This window comes from Bradyrhizobium sp. SMVTL-02 (assembly GCF_051853005.1).
Lineage (GTDB): Bacteria > Pseudomonadota > Alphaproteobacteria > Rhizobiales > Xanthobacteraceae > Bradyrhizobium.
This window is the reverse complement of record NZ_CP182469.1, coordinates 2,375,049-2,391,423: the sequence shown is the minus strand read 5'-3', so window position 1 is coordinate 2,391,423 and position 16,375 is coordinate 2,375,049. Positions and strand designations below refer to the sequence as shown.

The 16,375-nt window shown below is 65.1% G+C and carries 13 protein-coding genes; 10 read left to right on the top strand and 3 right to left on the bottom strand.

Annotated features, from left to right (window positions below; genetic code table 11):
* From ACNJYB_RS11165 to ACNJYB_RS11125, 9 genes are all read left to right on the top strand, one after another.
* A complete protein-coding gene (locus tag ACNJYB_RS11165; RefSeq protein ID WP_439374002.1) occupies positions 1–2,187 on the top strand; it encodes a molybdopterin cofactor-binding domain-containing protein in 2,187 nt (728 codons plus the stop codon).
* 48 nt (positions 2,188–2,235) lie between these two features.
* Complete coding sequence (locus ACNJYB_RS11160; RefSeq protein ID WP_439375529.1) at positions 2,236–3,519, top strand: FCSD flavin-binding domain-containing protein; 1,284 nt, start codon at positions 2,236–2,238, stop codon at positions 3,517–3,519.
* Positions 3,520–3,745: 226 nt separating this feature from the next.
* Positions 3,746–4,147: a sulfur oxidation c-type cytochrome SoxX gene (soxX, locus tag ACNJYB_RS11155; RefSeq protein WP_439374001.1), complete on the top strand. Its 402-nt coding sequence runs from the start codon at positions 3,746–3,748 to the stop codon at positions 4,145–4,147.
* A 4-nt stretch (positions 4,148–4,151) separates the two neighbouring features.
* Positions 4,152–4,619, top strand: a complete 468-nt coding sequence (locus ACNJYB_RS11150; protein WP_439374000.1) for a SoxY-related AACIE arm protein — start codon at positions 4,152–4,154, stop codon at positions 4,617–4,619.
* On the top strand, positions 4,619–4,936 hold the full coding sequence (gene soxZ, locus ACNJYB_RS11145) for a thiosulfate oxidation carrier complex protein SoxZ (protein ID WP_439373999.1): 318 nt from the start codon (positions 4,619–4,621) through the stop codon (positions 4,934–4,936). The genes ACNJYB_RS11150 and soxZ overlap by 1 nt, the downstream gene beginning before the upstream one ends.
* Positions 4,933–5,709: a sulfur oxidation c-type cytochrome SoxA gene (gene soxA, locus ACNJYB_RS11140; protein WP_439373998.1), complete on the top strand. Its 777-nt coding sequence runs from the start codon at positions 4,933–4,935 to the stop codon at positions 5,707–5,709. Before soxZ ends, soxA begins: the two co-directional genes overlap by 4 nt.
* A 79-nt stretch (positions 5,710–5,788) precedes the next feature.
* Positions 5,789–7,114: an ABC transporter substrate-binding protein gene (locus tag ACNJYB_RS11135; RefSeq protein WP_439373997.1), complete on the top strand. Its 1,326-nt coding sequence runs from the start codon at positions 5,789–5,791 to the stop codon at positions 7,112–7,114.
* Positions 7,111–8,049: a carbohydrate ABC transporter permease gene (locus ACNJYB_RS11130; protein ID WP_439373996.1), complete on the top strand. Its 939-nt coding sequence runs from the start codon at positions 7,111–7,113 to the stop codon at positions 8,047–8,049. Before ACNJYB_RS11135 ends, ACNJYB_RS11130 begins: the two co-directional genes overlap by 4 nt.
* Positions 8,046–8,870 (top strand): carbohydrate ABC transporter permease, encoded by an 825-nt coding sequence (locus ACNJYB_RS11125; RefSeq protein WP_439373995.1) that lies wholly within the window; start codon positions 8,046–8,048, stop codon positions 8,868–8,870. The genes ACNJYB_RS11130 and ACNJYB_RS11125 overlap by 4 nt, the downstream gene beginning before the upstream one ends.
* Before the next feature lie 55 nt (positions 8,871–8,925).
* On the opposite strand, the gene ACNJYB_RS11120 is transcribed toward ACNJYB_RS11125, so the two are convergent.
* The 3 genes from ACNJYB_RS11120 to ACNJYB_RS11110 form a co-directional block, all read right to left on the bottom strand.
* On the bottom strand, positions 8,926–10,593 hold the full coding sequence (locus tag ACNJYB_RS11120) for a regulator (protein ID WP_439373994.1): 1,668 nt from the start codon (positions 10,591–10,593) through the stop codon (positions 8,926–8,928).
* A gap of 10 nt (positions 10,594–10,603) precedes the next feature.
* Positions 10,604–11,302: a cysteine hydrolase family protein gene (locus tag ACNJYB_RS11115; RefSeq protein ID WP_439373993.1), complete on the bottom strand. Its 699-nt coding sequence runs from the start codon at positions 11,300–11,302 to the stop codon at positions 10,604–10,606.
* A gap of 391 nt (positions 11,303–11,693) precedes the next feature.
* The gene (locus tag ACNJYB_RS11110; protein WP_439373992.1) at positions 11,694–12,659 is read right to left on the bottom strand and encodes a hypothetical protein; all 966 of its coding nucleotides are present in this window, start codon (positions 12,657–12,659) and stop codon (positions 11,694–11,696) included.
* A 167-nt stretch (positions 12,660–12,826) separates the two neighbouring features.
* On the opposite strand from ACNJYB_RS11110, the gene ACNJYB_RS11105 reads away from it, so the two are divergent.
* Entirely contained in the window at positions 12,827–16,303 is a 3,477-nt protein-coding gene (locus tag ACNJYB_RS11105; protein ID WP_439373991.1) for an indolepyruvate ferredoxin oxidoreductase family protein, read from the top strand.
* The last annotated feature ends 72 nt before the right edge of the window (positions 16,304–16,375 follow it).

Sequence of the window (16,375 nt, the reverse complement as noted above, 5' to 3'; positions counted from 1 at the left end):
ATGAACAAGCACGTCTCTCCCAAGATCAACCGTCGTGCCTTCGTCATCGGCACCGCCGCTGTCGGCGCCGGCCTCGCGATCGGCTTCGACCTCCCCTTCGGCGGCCCCACTGTTGTGCGCGCCGCCGACGGATCGCCCGAGGTCAACGCCTGGGTCGTGGTCAGGCCCGACGACACCGTCGTGATCCGCATCGCCCGCTCCGAGATGGGCCAGGGCTCGCTCACCGGCCTTGCCCAGCTCGTCGCAGAGGAGCTCGAATGCGACTGGTCGAAGGTCACCACCGAATATCCGACTCCCGGCCAGAGCGTCGCCCGCAAGCGCGTCTGGGGCGATTTCTCCACCGGCGGCAGTCGGGGCATCCGCTCCTCGCAGGACTACGTCCGCAAGGGCGGCGCCACCGCGCGCGTGATGCTGATCGAAGCCGCCGCCAATGAGTGGAAGGTGCCGGCGTCCGAATGCACCGTGGCCAGGGGCGTCATCACCCATAAGGCATCGGGCCGGACCACGACCTATGGCAGGGTCGCCGAGGCCGCCGCCAAGCTGACCCCGCCCGCCGAAGTCAAGCTCAAGGATCCCAAGGACTGGACCATCGTCGGCAAAGGCCTGCTGCGCCTCGACACCGCCGACAAGACCACCGGCGCGATGATCTACGGCATCGACGTCAAGCTTCCGGGCATGCTGAACGCCGCGATCAAGGACTGCCCGGTGTTCGGCGGCAAGCTGAAGAGCTATGACGAGGCCAAGATCACCGGCATGAAAGGCGTCAAGAAGGTCGTCAAGGTCGGCGATACCGCGGTCGCGGTCGTGGCCGACACCTGGTGGCACGCCAAGACCGCGCTTGAAGCGCTGCCGATCGTCTGGGACGAGGGCGACAATGCCATAGTGTCCAGCGAGTCGATCGCGAAGTGGCTGGCCGAGGGTCTCGACGACGGGCAGCCCGCCTATGTCGGCAACAAGAACGGCGATGCGAAAGCCGCGATCGCCGGCGCCGCCAAGAAGGTCGAGGCCGTCTACAACTATCCCTACCAGAACCACGCCACCATGGAGCCGATGAACGCCACCGCGCTCTACACGGCGGACAAGTGCGAGGTCTGGTGCGGCACGCAGAACGGCGAAGCGGCCTTCGCGGCCGTGCTTGAGGCCTCGGGCCTGCCAGCGGAGAAGTGCGACGTCCACAAGGCGATGCTCGGCGGCGGCTTCGGCCGGCGCGGCCAGACCGACTATGTCCGCCAAGCGGTCATGATCGCCAAGCAAATGCCGGGCACGCCGGTCAAGCTGTTGTGGTCGCGCGAAGAGGACATGGCGCACGGCCGGTATCACCCGATCACCCAGTGCAAGATGACCGGCGCGTTCGATGCCGACAACAATCTGGTCGCGTTGCACTACCGCCTGTCCGGACAGTCGATCCTGTTCTCGCTGCGTCCCGAAGCGCTGCAGAACGGCATGGATCCGGCCGCATTCCAGGGCGTCGCCCAATCCGGCGAAGCCGCGTTCGGCTACTCGGTGCCGAACCTGCTGGTCGAGCATGCGATGCGCAACCCGCATGTCCCGCCCGGCTTCTGGCGCGGCGTCAACGTCAATCACAACGCGATCTACATGGAATGCTTCATGGACGAGCTCGCCCATGCCGCAGGCCAGGACCCCCTCGAGTTCCGTCGCAAGCTGATGGGCAACCATCCCAAACACCTGGCGGTGCTCAATGCGGTTGCCGAGAAGATCGGCTGGACCACGCCGGCGCCACAGGGCGTCTATCGCGGCATCGCGCAGGTGATGGGCTATGGCAGCTATGTCGCCGGCGCCGCCGAGATCTCGGTCACCGACGGCAGCAAGATCAAGGTGCATCGCATCGTCGCCTCCACCGATCCCGGCTACGTCGTCAACCCGGCGCAGGTGGAGCGGCAGATTGCCGGCTCCTTCGTCTATGGCCTCTCCGCGCTGTTCTATGGCGGCTGCACCGTCAAGGACGGCAAGATCGAGCAGAGCAACTTCGACACCTACAACTCGATGCGCATCAACGAGATGCCGAAAGTGGAGTCCGTGATGGTGCCGAGCGGCGGATTCTGGGGCGGCGTCGGAGAGCCGACCATCGGCGTCGCGGCGCCGGCGGTGCTCAACGCGTACTTCGCGGCAACCGGAAAGCGCATCCGTTCGGTGCCACTGCGCGACCAGAACATCACCTTCGCTTAGAGCAACATGCTGCGGCGGCGAGAGATTGCCGCCGCGGCCCTTTTCCAGATGTCCCTGATGACCACGCGCCCGGTGACACGGCGCGATGCCGTGTTCGGCATCACCATGGCGGCCGCAGCGTTGGCGCGGCCATCGATTTCGCGCGCGCAATCCACCGGACGTGTCGTCGTGGTCGGCGGCGGCTTCGGCGGCGCGGCTTGCGCTCGCGCGCTGAAGCGCGCGCAGGGAGATTTGCAGGTCATCCTGATCGAACCCAATACGGTCTTCACCTCCTGTCCCCTCAGCAACGAGGTGATCGCGGGCCTGCGCGACATCGACGCACAGCAGTTCGGCTACGACAAGCTCGCAGCCGAGGGCGTCACTGTGATCGGCCAGGCCGTGACCACGATCGAGCCGGACCGGCGCAGCGTGATGACGACCGACGGCGTCGCGCTGCCCTACGACCGCCTCGTGCTCTCCCCCGGCATCGACTTCCATGTCGAGGCCCTGCCCGGCTACGACGCCGCTGCATTGGAAAACATGCCGCATGCCTGGAAGGCCGGCGCGCAGACGCTGTTGCTCCGCCGGCAGTTGGAGGCGATGGAAGACGGCGGCACGGTCGCCATTGCAGTTCCCGCCAATCCGTCGCGCTGCCCGCCGGCGCCTTACGAGCGCGCCAGCCTGATCGCCCATTATCTGAAGACGAAGAAACCGCGCTCGAAAGTGCTGGTCCTCGACGCCAAGGACAGTTTCTCCCAGCAGCGACTGTTCGAGAAAGCTTGGAAGGAGCTCTACGGCGACATGATCGAGCGGATCGGGCTGTCGCAAGGCGGCCGCGTGACTTCGGTCGATGCCACGACCAGGACCATCGTCACCGAATTCGGCAACTACACCCCCGACGTCGCCAACGTCATCCCGCCGCAGCGCGCCGGACGCATCGCCGAGATCGCGGGCGCGGCGGACCACACCGGCTGGTGCCCGATCGATCCCGTCACCTTCGAGTCGAAACTCGTGCCGAACATCCATGTCATCGGCGACGCCTGTCTCGGCGGCGGCATCCCCAAATCAGCCTCGGCCGCGAGCGCTCAGGGCAAGGCCTGCGCCGCAGTGATCATCAACCTGCTCGCGGGCCGCGCGCCCGAGGCGCCGCGATTGACTGGCGTCTGCTACAACACCGTCGCGCCCGGCTACGGCTTTTCGCTCGCCGGCAACTACCGGCCGAGGGGCGATATCTTTGCCGAGGTCGAGGGCGGCACGACGAGCCCGGTCGATGCGCCGCGGGAGCTGCGCGCTCGCGAAGCAGCCGAGGCCGAGCGCTGGTTTCAAACCATCACGGCGGACACTTTTGGCTAGGACATGCTGAGACGAAGCCGCTGCCACGACCACAGTACGCTCCCTCCCCCGCTTGCGGGGGAGGGCTGGGAAGAGGGTGTCTCCGCTCGCGAGCCACCGCAGGAGGAGAAAGCCCTCACCCGCCGCTGCGCGGCGACCTCTCCCGCAAGCTGGAGAGGTCAGAGGAGTGCGTAACTCATTCAATCCAATACCTGCGATCGCAGCATTCATCGTAGCGAGCCTTGCCTTGGCCTTGCCCGCCCGAGCGGACGAGCTTGTGCCCTACAAGATCGTCGGCGATGGCATTCCGCAATCGCTTACGGGCGCGCCCGGCGACGCCGCGCGCGGGCGGGAGCTGGTGCTGGCGCGCACGACGACCTGCATCCTCTGCCATTCCGGCCCGTTTCCGGAAACGCGGTTCCAGGGCGACCTCGCGCCTGATCTCACGGGTGCCGGGAACCGGTGGATGGCGAGCCAGTTGCGGCTTCGTCTCGTCGACGCCGCACGCTTCAACCCGGAAACGATCATGCCGTCCTATTATCGCAATGATGGCTTCGTCCGCGTCGGGCGCAATTTTGCCGGCAAGCCGATCTTGTCGGCTGCGGAGATCGAGGACATCGTAACCTTTCTTGCAACGCTTCGGGACTAGGCTCATGCCGACCACGCGACGACAATTTTTGAGCCTTGCCGGAGGTGCCACGGTTGCCGGGACGGTCCCCATCGTCACGCTGCGGCCGCTCGAGGCGACGCCTGCGATGCTTACCGCCGCGATCCGCAACGTCGTCGGCGAGGCACCGATTCGTACCGGCAAGGTGAAGCTCGACATCCCGCCGCTGGTCGAGAACGGCAACACCGTGCCGATGACGGTGAGCGTCACGAGCCCGATGACGGCAAGCGACTACGTCAAGAGCATCCACGTTTTCAACGAGAAGAACCCGCAACCGAGCATCGGCAACTTCTATCTCAATCCCTCCTCCGGTCGCGCCCAGGTCTCGACCCGGATCCGGCTCGCCGACACCCAGAAGGTCGTGGCGATCGCGCGCCTCTCCGACGATACCTTCTGGCAGGTGATGGCCGACGTGGTCGTGACGCTGGCCGCCTGCACCGAGGAGATGAACTGATGGCCGCACTCATCAACGTCCCGGCCAGGGCCAAACGGGGCGACGTCATCGAGATCCGGACCCTGACCTCGCACATCATGGAGACCGGCTTCCGCCACACCGCGGCCGGCGAACTTGTGCCGCGCGACATCATCACGAGCTTCACCTGCCGCTACAACGGCGCAGAGATCTTCCGCGCCGACCTGTTTCCGGCGATCGCCGCGAATCCCTATCTGTCGTTCTTCACCGTCGCGAAGGAGAGCGGCAAGTTCGAGTTCGAATGGATCGGCGACAACGGCTATTCATCCACCGCCTTCGCATCGATCACGGTCGAATGATTGTTTGGCGCGCGATAGCGGCGATGCTGCTCGTCACGGGCCCCGCCCTGCTCGCCGGAGAGATTCCGCCCGATGCGCGCCGCTCCGGCTATTCGTTCATGGGGCCAGAAACGCGCGCGATGCAGGACGACGACACCTCCAATCCAGGCATGCTGTTCGTGCTCGACGGCGAGGCGCTCTGGGGCAAGAGGATGGGTGACGCCGGCAAAGCCTGCGCTGATTGCCATGGCGATGCGCGCAGCAGCATGAAGGGCGTCGCGGCGCGTTACCCCGCCTTCGACAAGCAGCTCGGCCGCCCGGTCACGCTCGACCAGCGGATCAATACCTGCCGAGCCAACCACCAGCAGGCAACGCCGCTACCTTACGAGGGCCGCGACCTGCTCGCTTTATCGGCTTATGTCGCGCACCAGTCGCGTGGCGTTCCGATCGCGGCCGGCGACGATCCGCAACTGACACCCTTCGTCGACCAGGGTCGCGACCTCTTTATGAAGCGTGAAGGCCAGCTCAACCTCGCTTGCACCAATTGCCACGACGACAACTTCGACAAGAAGCTCGCGGGCGCACCGATCACGCAGGGACAAGCGACGGGCTATCCTCTCTATCGGCTGGAATGGCAGACCCTGGGATCGCTGGAGCGGCGGCTGCGCAGCTGCATGAGCGGCGTCCGCGCCCAGGCCTATGATTACGGCTCGCCCGAACTGGTCGCGCTCGAACTGTACCTGATGTCGCGGGCGCGCGGCATGCCGATGGAGACGCCGGCCGTACGTCCCTGATGCTAGATTAGGGCTAGGCAGGCGTGGTACGGCCGCTAGTATCCCTTCCAAAGTAGATGAATCAGAGGGAGGGACTGCATTGGCCAACCACAATATCTCGCGCCGCACGCTGCTGAAAGGCACCGCCGCGGCCGGTGCGCTCAGCCTGACCGGCCTGCCGGCACGCGCCGAGGTCAACTGGAAGAAATACGCCGGCACCAAGCTGGAGGTGATCCTCGCCAAGGGCCCGCGCGGCGACAACCTGCAAAAGAACATCAAGGAGTTCACCGAGCTCACCGGCATCCAGGTCGAGTCCGAGCAGATTCCCGAGCAGCAGCAGCGGCAGAAGGTCGTGATCGAGCTCACCTCGGGCCGGCCGAGCTTCGACGTGGTGCATCTCAGCTATCACGTGCAGAAGCGCCAGTTCGAGAAGGCCGGCTGGCTCGCCGACATGACGCCCTACATGAAGGATCCGACGCTGACCGCGCCGGATCTCGTCGAGAGCGACTTCTCGGCCGCCGGCCTGCAATATGCCAAGAACGCCAAGGGGCAGATGCTGTCGCTGCCGTGGTCGGTGGACTATTTCATCCTGTACTACAACAAGGAGCTGTTCGAGAAGAAGGGCGTCGCGGTGCCCAAGACGTTCGACGAGATGGTCGCGGCTGCCGAAAAACTCACCGACCCCAAGGACGGCACCTACGGCTTCGTCGGACGGGGCCTGCGCAACGCCAACATGACGTTGTGGACCAACTTCTTCCTCAACTATGGCGGCGAATTCCTGGATGCCACGGGCAACATCCTGACTGATGGCCCGGAAGCGATCGCGGCGACGAAGCTCTATCAGACGCTGCTGACCAAGGTCGCCCCGCCCGGCGTCGCCGGCTTCAACTGGATGGAGTCGATGGCTTCGTTCACGCAGGGCCGCTCCGCGATGTGGATCGACGGCGTCGGCTGGGCGCCGCCGCTGGAGGATCCCGCGGCGTCACGCGTGGTCGGCAAGGTCGGCTACACTGTCGTGCCGGCCGGGCCGAAGGGGCAATATTCGGCCACCTACGGCGACGGTATCGGCATCGCGGCAGCGAGCAAGAACAAGGAAGCCGCCTATCTGCTCTGCCAATGGGTGGTCTCGAAGAAGCAGGGCGCGCGGCTGCTGCAGGCTGGCGGCGGCGTGCCGTTCCGCAACTCGATCCTGAACGATCCCGAGATCCAGAGCGGCGTGAAGATGCCCAAGGAGTGGCTGCAATCGGTGATCGACTCCGCCAAAATCAGCAAGCTCGGCCTGCCCGTCGTGATTCCGGTCGCCGAGTTCCGCGATCTCGTGGGCGCGGCGCTCACCTCGACCCTGTCAGGCGCCGATCCCGCAGCCGAGTTGAAGAAGGCTCACGAGCAGTATCGGCCGATCCTGGAGCGCAGCGAAAAGGCGTGAGTGCGTTGACACAATCGACTCCGGCCGCGGCACGGTCAGATGCCGCGCCGGAGAGGGAGCTGCGGCCGCCATCCTACTGGCCGTTCGTGGTGCCGGCGCTGGTCGTCCTGCTCGCCATCATCATCTTCCCGTGGGTCTTCACCATCTGGATGAGCCTGAACGAGTGGAAGGTCGGCTCGCCGACGACCTTCGTCGGGTTCTCCAACTATCTGCGGCTCACCAGCGATCCGCGCTTTCTCGAGGCGGTCGGCCACACGCTGGTCTACACCGTGCTGTCGGTGGTGCTGCCGCTGATTCTCGGCACGCTCTCGGCCGTGGTGTTTCACCAGAACTTCGCCGGCCGCGGCTTTCTGCGCGGCGTCTTCATCATGCCGATGATGGCGACGCCGGTGGCGATCGCGCTGGTGTGGACCATGATGTTCCACCCGCAGCTCGGCGTGCTGAACTATCTGCTCTCGCTGGTCGGGATTCCCGCACAGCTCTGGGTCTTCCACCCCGCAACCGTGATCCCCTCCCTTGTGCTGGTCGAGACCTGGCAATGGACGCCGCTGGTGATGCTGATCGTGCTCGGCGGCCTCGCCGCGATCCCGACCGAGCCTTACGAGAGCGCGCAGATCGACGGCGCCAGCTTCTGGCAGGTGTTCCGCTTCATCACGCTGCCGTTGATCATGCCATTCCTGTTCATAGCCGGCATGATCCGCATGATCGACGCGGTGAAGAGCTTCGACATCATCTTTGCGATCACGCAGGGCGGACCTGGCTCGGCGTCGGAGACCATCAACATCTATCTCTACAGCGTCGCCTTCACCTATTACGACCTCGGCTACGGCTCGGCGATCGCAGTCGTTTTCTTCCTGCTGATTGTCCTGCTTGCGGCGGTGATGCTCTACGCCCGCCAGCGCATGCTGTGGACCGAAATCGCGAGCGGCGCATGACACCCCGTCAGATCATCGGCAGAATCGGCCTGTGGCTCTCCGTGTTCGTCATCGTCTCGCCGGCAATCCTGTTCTTCCTCTGGATGATCTCGCTGTCGCTCAAGTTCGAGGTCGACAACGCCGCCTACCCGCCGGTGTTCTTTCCGGATCGCATCGCCTGGAAGAACTATGCCGACGTACTCGCCTCCAACCGCTTCCTGACCTATTTCATGAACAGCCTGATCGTCACCGGCAGTGCGACCGTGCTGGCGCTGCTCGTCGGCGTCCCCGCCGGTTACGGCATCGCGCGCATGGCCGCGCATAAATCCGCGATCGTGATCCTGATCGCCCGCATCACGCCGGGCCTGTCCTACCTGATCCCGCTGTTCCTGCTGTTCCAGTGGCTCGGCCTGCTCGGCACGTTGGTGCCGCAGATCATCATCCATCTCGTCGTCACCGTGCCGATCGTGATCTGGATCATGATCGGCTATTTCGAAACGACGCCGATGGAGCTGGAAGAAGCCGCACTCATCGACGGCGCCGGCCGCTGGCAGGTGTTTCGGCACGTCGCGCTGCCCATCGCGAGGCCCGGCATCGCCGTCGCCTTCATCCTCGCCGTGATCTTCTCCTGGAACAATTTCGTGTTCGGCATCGTGCTGGCGGGGCGCGAGACGCGCACGCTGCCCGTTGCGGTCTACAACATGATCTCGTTCGACCAGTTGAGCTGGGGTCCGCTGGCCGCCGCCGCGCTCATCGTCACCTTCCCGGTGCTGCTTCTAACGGTCATGGCCCAGCGGCAGATCGTGGCGGGGCTGACGGCGGGGGCCGTGAAGGGCGGATAACAAGTGAGGCGGCCGGGCAGCTCTCGCCGCCCGGCCCAATCGATATGTCGCTTCCCTACTCCGCTGGCGCCGCGTGCATCTCCGGATGCGCGGCGTAGTTCTCGGTGGTGCCGAGTTTGCTGGCTGCGAACAGGCCTGCGGCCATCACGGCATAGGCTAACGCCACCGCGGGCGTGACGCCGAAGCCGCCGCCGATGCCGACGGCTTCGCCATGCATGAAGCCGAAATAGGTGAGCACAGCACCGACCAGAGCAAACGCCGAGGCCTTCTCGAAGTCGCGCTCGATGATGAAGACGCCGATCGCGCCTAAGATGAGGCCGCCGAGGATGGAGCCGCCGCCCATCACCTCGAGGCCGTGATAGAACACGCCCTGCTGCGGCAGCGCGGCCACCGCAGCCGTCTTGACCGCGTCGGCCTTGTCGGCCGCCATGCCGCCGACGGTTGCCGCCGCCGTCATGGTCGAGGCCAGCATGGTGTCGATCTGGAGCTTGGCCCAGGCGGCCAGATGCGGCGTCAGCGCCAGCACGATCGCGGGCGCGTGCTTGACCGGCGTGGTCTGGAACGCCTGCGCGCCGATCAGCATGCCGATATAGAGCAGGATCGGCGAGATCGCGACGACAGGCACCAGCGCCAGCAGCACCGAGATGATGCCGAACCAGGCCAGCACCACCACCATGATGCCGGTCGCAGCCGAGTAACCGATACGGCCGCCCATCGCCTTCCAGCCGGGATGGCCGATATAGACGGCGTTGATGAAGGGGTTGCCCATCAGGCAGCCGATCAGGCTGACGACGCCGTCGGCCGTCAGCACCCGCGTGGTCGGGTATTCGTCGCCCGCGGCTTCCGCGCTCTCGACATTGTCCATGGCCTCGACGAGGTCGTAGATGCCGAAAGGAATGGCGGTGACCAGGATGATGCCGAGGAACTCGAAGCCCGAGAAGACGTAGCCCACGGCGGGAATCGGCACCGAGAAGCCGAAATTGGCGAAAGCCGCGCCAACACCGGCGATGCTCAGGCCGCCGAGGCCGAGCCCGAACAAATTGGAGCCCCAGGCGATGATCATGCCGGCGGCGATGGCGACGAGGCCTGCGGGAATGCCGCGCCAGTACTTCACGCCGCCGAACCAGCTAAGCAGGATGATGGCGAAGCAGACGAGGCCGATCTGCGGCGTCATGTACATCTCGAGCGCCGGCCGCATCGAGATGAAGGTGACGGAGACGCCGGCGAGCGTGCCGAGCAGCGCCGCGCGCGGCGTGATCTTGCGGATGAAGGGCGCAATGAAGCCGCCGATCATCAGGATGAAGCTCTGGAAGAACACCCAGACGAGGCCGGCCGACCAGCCCTTGAGCGGATCGCCGGTCTTCAGCGTGATCGGCAGCATGATCACGAAGGTGACGATGAACATGTGCGGAACGCTGACGCCCGAGGGCAGCGCGCAGACGTCGTTGCGGCCGGTCTTCTGCGCGAGACGGTAGGCGAGATACGCATAATAGAAGGTGGAGAGGCACATCATCAGCCCGAGCGCGGGCAGCATGCGGCCGAACACGAGGCTGTCGGGCATCTTCAAGACGAAGCGCAACAGGCCCGTGAGCACGAGCATGTTGACGAGGATGTTGGTGCCGAAGCCGAAGAACGCGTTCCAGTCGCCCGATGTCCACAACGCCGGCTTGAACTCGGACTTGCTCAGATCAGATTTACCGGCCGTCCCCGTCAATGCGCTCATGATAATACCCCTATGTGGTCGAAACTTTCATTGCCTCCAGAACTGCGGCTGAGTCCGCGACCCAACCGAAGATGCCGCCCTGGGCCTTGATCATCTTCAGGCCCATCTCGTGAAACTCCGGGAAGTAGGATGCGCAGCCGTCCGAGATGACGACGCAGCGGTAGCCGCGGTCATTGGCCTCGCGCACCGTGGTGTTGACGCACACTTCCGTCGTGACGCCGCACACCAGAAGATTCTCGATGCCGTATTTCTCCAGCACGTCCGTGAGCTCGGTGGCGTAGAACGCGCCCTTGCCGGGCTTGTCGATCACGACCTCGCTGTCGAGGGGATAGAGCTCGGGGATGATGTCGTGGCCGGCCTCGCCGCGAATGAGGATGCGGCCCATCGGGCCGGGATCGCCGATGCGAAGGCTCGGCGCGCCGCGCTCGAGCTTTGCCGACGGCGCATCGGAAAGGTCAGGCAGATGGCCCTCGCGGGTGTGGATCACCAGCATGCCGTTGTCGCGCGCCGCCTTCAGCACCGCGCCGATCGGCTTCACCGCGCGCGCGAGCTGGCTGACGTCGTTGCCGAGCGTCTCGCCGAAGCCACCGGGCTCCATGAAATCGCGCTGCATGTCGATGATGAGGAGCGCGGTGGCGGGCCAGTCGAGCTTGATCGGCTCGGGCTCGGCGCTGATGACGCCCGGCATCGGCTTGGCTGAGTTCAACATGACGCAGGCCCCCGCGAGAACTCTCTTTGCGGAGAGTTCTGCAAGCGCCGTGCCATTGTGTACAATAGTGGGGGAGCGCGGGCGGCGAACGAATTTGCTGTTTAGTCAGACGGTTACGTCGGCGATCATCGTCTGCTTATTCCCTGTGCGACGACTTTGCGACGTGCATTTGCCTAGATGATGAGCGGGGAGGCTGCGCCCTCATTGCTCCGGGCGACGCTCTCTCTTCTCCCTCTCAACGTTCTTACGGGGAGAGGGTTGGGGTGAGGGGCTGCTTCCGCAATGACAGTGACAAATGGACTCGCGGAGGGTCCCCCCTCACCCGGATGGCATCTTCGATGCAATCCGGCCTCGCAAAAGCGGGGAGAGGCGAAGAAACTCCGGCTCGTGCCTACCGCCCCGCCCCATACAGCCGCCGATGCTCCTCATCATACGGCGCATAGGAATCCTTCAGCGTCGCCATGTTCAGCAGCATGGTCGCGACCATCGAGCCGGCCTTGTCGAACACGCGTGTCTTCACCCAGGCGCTTTCGGTGCGACGGCTGCCGGAGAGCGCGACCACTTCGCGCTCGACTTCGTACTCCTCGTCGACGAAGAGCGGGCCCTTCACCAGCCGGATCTCCTGGTCCGCGAACAGGCCGACGGCCGGTCCCTTGGCCCGCAACGGATCCTCCTTGGAGCGGTACTGGAACAGCACGCTCAGCATCTCCATCGGGATGATCGGCTTGCGCCAAGGATTTGAAGAAGGATTGTCGGCGCCCGAATAGTACGGCGAGCTCTCGGTGATGACGGCGAGCTTCTGCCTGAGGGAGAACGGATAGAGGTCGCCCATGTTCTGGTCGAACGCCATCCGCACCGTCTGCCGCCTGCCGGTCTGCGCCACCTTGACGTCGCGCAGAATGACGGGATCGGCAAGCGGTTTGAGTTCGGTGAGACGCGCTTCGAGCGCGGTTTGGACATGCGGTTCACCAACCGAGGCCGTCCCGCGCAGCACCTCGGTGCCGTCCCGCTTGATCATCTGAATTTGGCTCTGGCTTGTGCCCGGCAATGGCTTGGACAGGATCGCCTGCACCTCCTCGCCTTCGTAGCAGACGCTGCGGTAATGCGCGGACAGGCAGCCGCTCTCGAACCAGGCTTGGCCCCAGAGCCGTGCGCCGAGCGGGGCGAACTGGCTGAAATGCGTCGGGCCTTCGATGGTGCCGCCCTTGAAGCCCAGCTTCTGCGCGGTGGCATCGTCATGGATGGAGGCGTGCGCATCGTAAGTTTGCGCCTGCAGCATCTGACGCGGCTTGCGCCACGGACCGATCAGCGCCTCCGCTGTCTCGGTGATCTCGGTCTCGAACGCGTTTGCAGTCATGGCTTTTTCTCCACAGCCAGCCATGACTAACAGGACCGCCACGGATGCGGCCAGCGATATTGACTTCGGTGGTCCATGCTTTTGACTGGCAAGTCCCGCTTCGCACGCCCGCACCTTTTTCCGCGGCGCAAAATCCCCGCCGAGCCACGACGACAAGGACTCCTGAGATGACGCTGATGCAGGTCGAGCTGAACGACAAATACCGGCTCGAATCAAAGCGGATATTCCTGTCCGGCACGCAGGCCCTGGTCCGCCTGCCCATGTTGCAGCGCGAACGCGACCGGCTCCAGGGTCTCAACACCGGCGGCTTCATCTCCGGCTATCGCGGTTCCCCGCTCGGCATGTACGACCACGCGCTGTGGCGCGCGAAGTCTTTCCTGCAACAGCAGGACATCGCCTTCGTCCCGGGACTGAACGAGGACCTCGCGGCAACCGCGGTCTGGGGCAGCCAGCAGGTCGGCCTGTTCCCCGGCGCCAAGGTCGATGGCGTGTTCGGCATCTGGTACGGCAAGGGCCCCGGGGTCGACCGCTCGGTCGATGCGCTCAAGCATGCCAACGCGGCCGGCACCTCGCTCAATGGCGGCGTGCTGGCGCTCGCCGGCGACGACCATGGCTGCCAGTCCTCTACGCTGGCGCATCAGAGCGAGCAGGTGTTTGCAGCGGCGCTGATTCCCGTGATCAATCCGGCCACGCTCCAGGATTATCTCGATCTTGGGCTCTACGGTTTCGCGCTGTCGCGCTTCTCCGGCTGCTGGGTCGGCTTCAAGGCGATCAGCGAGACCGTCGAGAGCTCGGCCTCGATTGACAGCGACCCCGAGCGCATCCAGATCAAGCTGCCCGATGATTTCGAGATGCCGCCCGGCGGCCTCAACATCCGCTGGCCCGATCCGCCGCTGGAAGCCGAAAGACGCCTGTTCGGGCCGAAGATGGAGGCGGTGCAGGCCTTCGCCCGCGCCAACCAGCTCGACCGCATCGTGCTCGATTCCAAGCCCGCAAGGCTCGGCATCGTCGCGACCGGCAAGGCCTATCTCGATCTGCGCCAGGCCCTCGCTGATCTCGGCATTACCGACAAGGACGCGCAGGATCTCGGCCTTCGCATCTACAAGGTCGCGCTGACTTGGCCGCTGGAGGAAAGCGGCGCGAAGCGTTTCGCCGAAGGTCTGCAGGACGTGCTGGTGGTCGAGGAGAAGCGCGGCTTCATCGAAGACCAGCTGATGCGCATCCTCTACAACACCGATGCTTCAAAGCGACCGACCGTCACCGGCAAGCGCGACGAGCGCGGCGCGCCGCTCTTGCCAAGCGAAGGCGAGCTGACGCCGACGATCGTTGCCTCCGCCCTCGTCGCGCGGCTGCGCAAGCTCGGCCATCACAGCCCGGTGCTGGAGCAGCGCCTCGCCCGGCTCGAGGCGTTCGACAATCCGGTCACCGCGAGCGCGCCGATCAAGCTGGCGCGCACGCCGTTCTTCTGCTCGGGCTGCCCGCACAATTCCTCGACGCGCGTGCCGGAAGGAAGCCGCGCCATGGCCGGCATCGGCTGCCACGGCATGGCCCTGAGCATGCCGACCCGCCGAACCGACCTGATCTCGCATATGGGCGCCGAGGGCGTGAACTGGATCGGCCAGTCGCCTTTCACCACCGAGAAGCACATTTTCCAGAATCTCGGTGACGGCACCTACACTCATTCCGGCCTGCTGGCGCTCCGTGCTGCCTCCGCTGCCGGCATCAACATCACCTACAAGATCCTCTACAACGACGCCGTCGCGATGACTGGCGGACAGCCGGCCGAGGGCAGCTTCAACGTCGCGCAGATCGCGCATCAGGTCTGGGCCGAAGGCGTCAAGCGGCTTGCGATCGTCTCCGACGATCCCTCGAAATACCCCGAGGGCAACTACTTCCCGCAAGGTGCGACCATCCATCACCGCCGCGAGCTCGATGCCGTGCAGCGCGAGCTGCGCGACATCAAGGGCCTCACGGTCATCATCTACGACCAGACCTGCGCCGCTGAAAAGCGCCGCCGCCGCAAGCGCGGCCTCTATCCCGATCCCGCCAAGCGCGGTTTCATCAACGAGCTGGTCTGCGAAGGCTGCGGCGACTGCTCGCAGGCTTCCAACTGCGTCTCGGTGCAGCCGCTGGAGACCGAGTTCGGCCGCAAGCGGCAAATCGACCAGTCGAACTGCAACAAGGACTTTTCCTGCGTCGAGGGTTTTTGCCCGAGCTTCGTCACCGTGCATGGCGGCACGCTGAAGCGGATGAAGACCTCGGCCGTAGATTCCGGCCAGCTGTTCGCCGATCTGCCGCTGCCGCAGGCGCGCGAGCTGGACGGACCCTACAACATCCTCGTCACCGGCATCGGCGGCACCGGCGTCATCACCATCGGCGCGCTGCTCGGCATGGCCGCCCATGTCGATGGTCGCGGCTGCACGGCCCTCGATTTCACCGGCCTCTCGCAGAAGAACGGCGCGGTGATGAGCCATGTGCGCATCGCGCCGAAGCCGGAGGACATCTCGGCGGTGCGCATCACCGCCGGCGGCGCCGATGTCATCCTGGGCTGCGACATGATCGTCTCGGCCGGCCCGACTGCGCTCAGCCGCGCCGAGCGCGGCGTGACCAAGGCCTATATCAACGCCGATCTGCAGCCGACCGCCAGCTTCGTGCAGAATCCCGATCTCGACTTCGAGATGGGCACGATGCAGACCGTGCTGCGCGACGCTGTCGGCGACAAGAACCTCGACATCATCGACGCCACGGGAATTGCCGCCGCGCTGATGGGCGACAGCATCGCCACCAATCCCTTCATGCTCGGCTTCGCCTTCCAGAAGGGCGCGATCCCGCTGTCGCAGGAGGCCCTGCTCCGCGCCATCGAGATCAACGGCGCCGCGATCGAGATGAACAAACTCGCCTTCACCTGGGGCCGCCTTGCGGCCCACGACATGTCGCGGGTCCGCAGCGTGCTGCAGTTCAAGGCCCGGGCGTCCGCGCCGGCGAAATCACTCGAGGACATCATCGCGACGCGCGCTGAGTTTTTGACCGGCTATCAGGACAAGGCCTACGCCGACCGCTACCTCGCTGCGGTCGCCAAGGTGCGCAAGGCGGAGAGCGCTGCCTCTCCCGCGTCCACCGAGTTGACGGAAGCCGTGGCGAAGAACCTGTTCAAGCTGATGTCCTACAAGGACGAGTACGAAGTCGCGCGGCTCTACACCGATGGCAGCTTTGCAAACAAGGTGTCCGAAAAATTCGACGGCGACTTCACGCTGAAATACCACCTTGCACCTCCGATCTTCGCCAAGCGCGACAAGGCGACCGGGCGTCTGCAGAAGCAGGAGTTCGGCGGCTGGATGATCCTCGCTTTCCGCGTGCTGGCCCGGCTCAAATTCCTGCGCGGCGGCGCGTTCGATCCGTTCGGCCGCACCCGGGAGCGGCGGACCGAGCGGAAGCTGATCGAGGATTATTTTGCCATGATCGATCAGCGGGTCGCCGGGCTGAAGGCGGAACAGATCCCGCTGCTGGCACGGCTCGCGCGCGCGCCGGAAACGATCCGCGGTTTCGGGCACGTCAAGGAAGCCAATATCAAGCTGGCGGCGGCCGAGAAGGCGCGGCTCGAGGCGGAACTGGAGAACAGCCGCTTTGCGGCCGCGGCGGAGTAGCCGTTAGGCGCGAGCCTCTCCCCGTCATTGCGAGGAGCTCGCGACAAATTGCGCAGAAATTTTACGCTCATG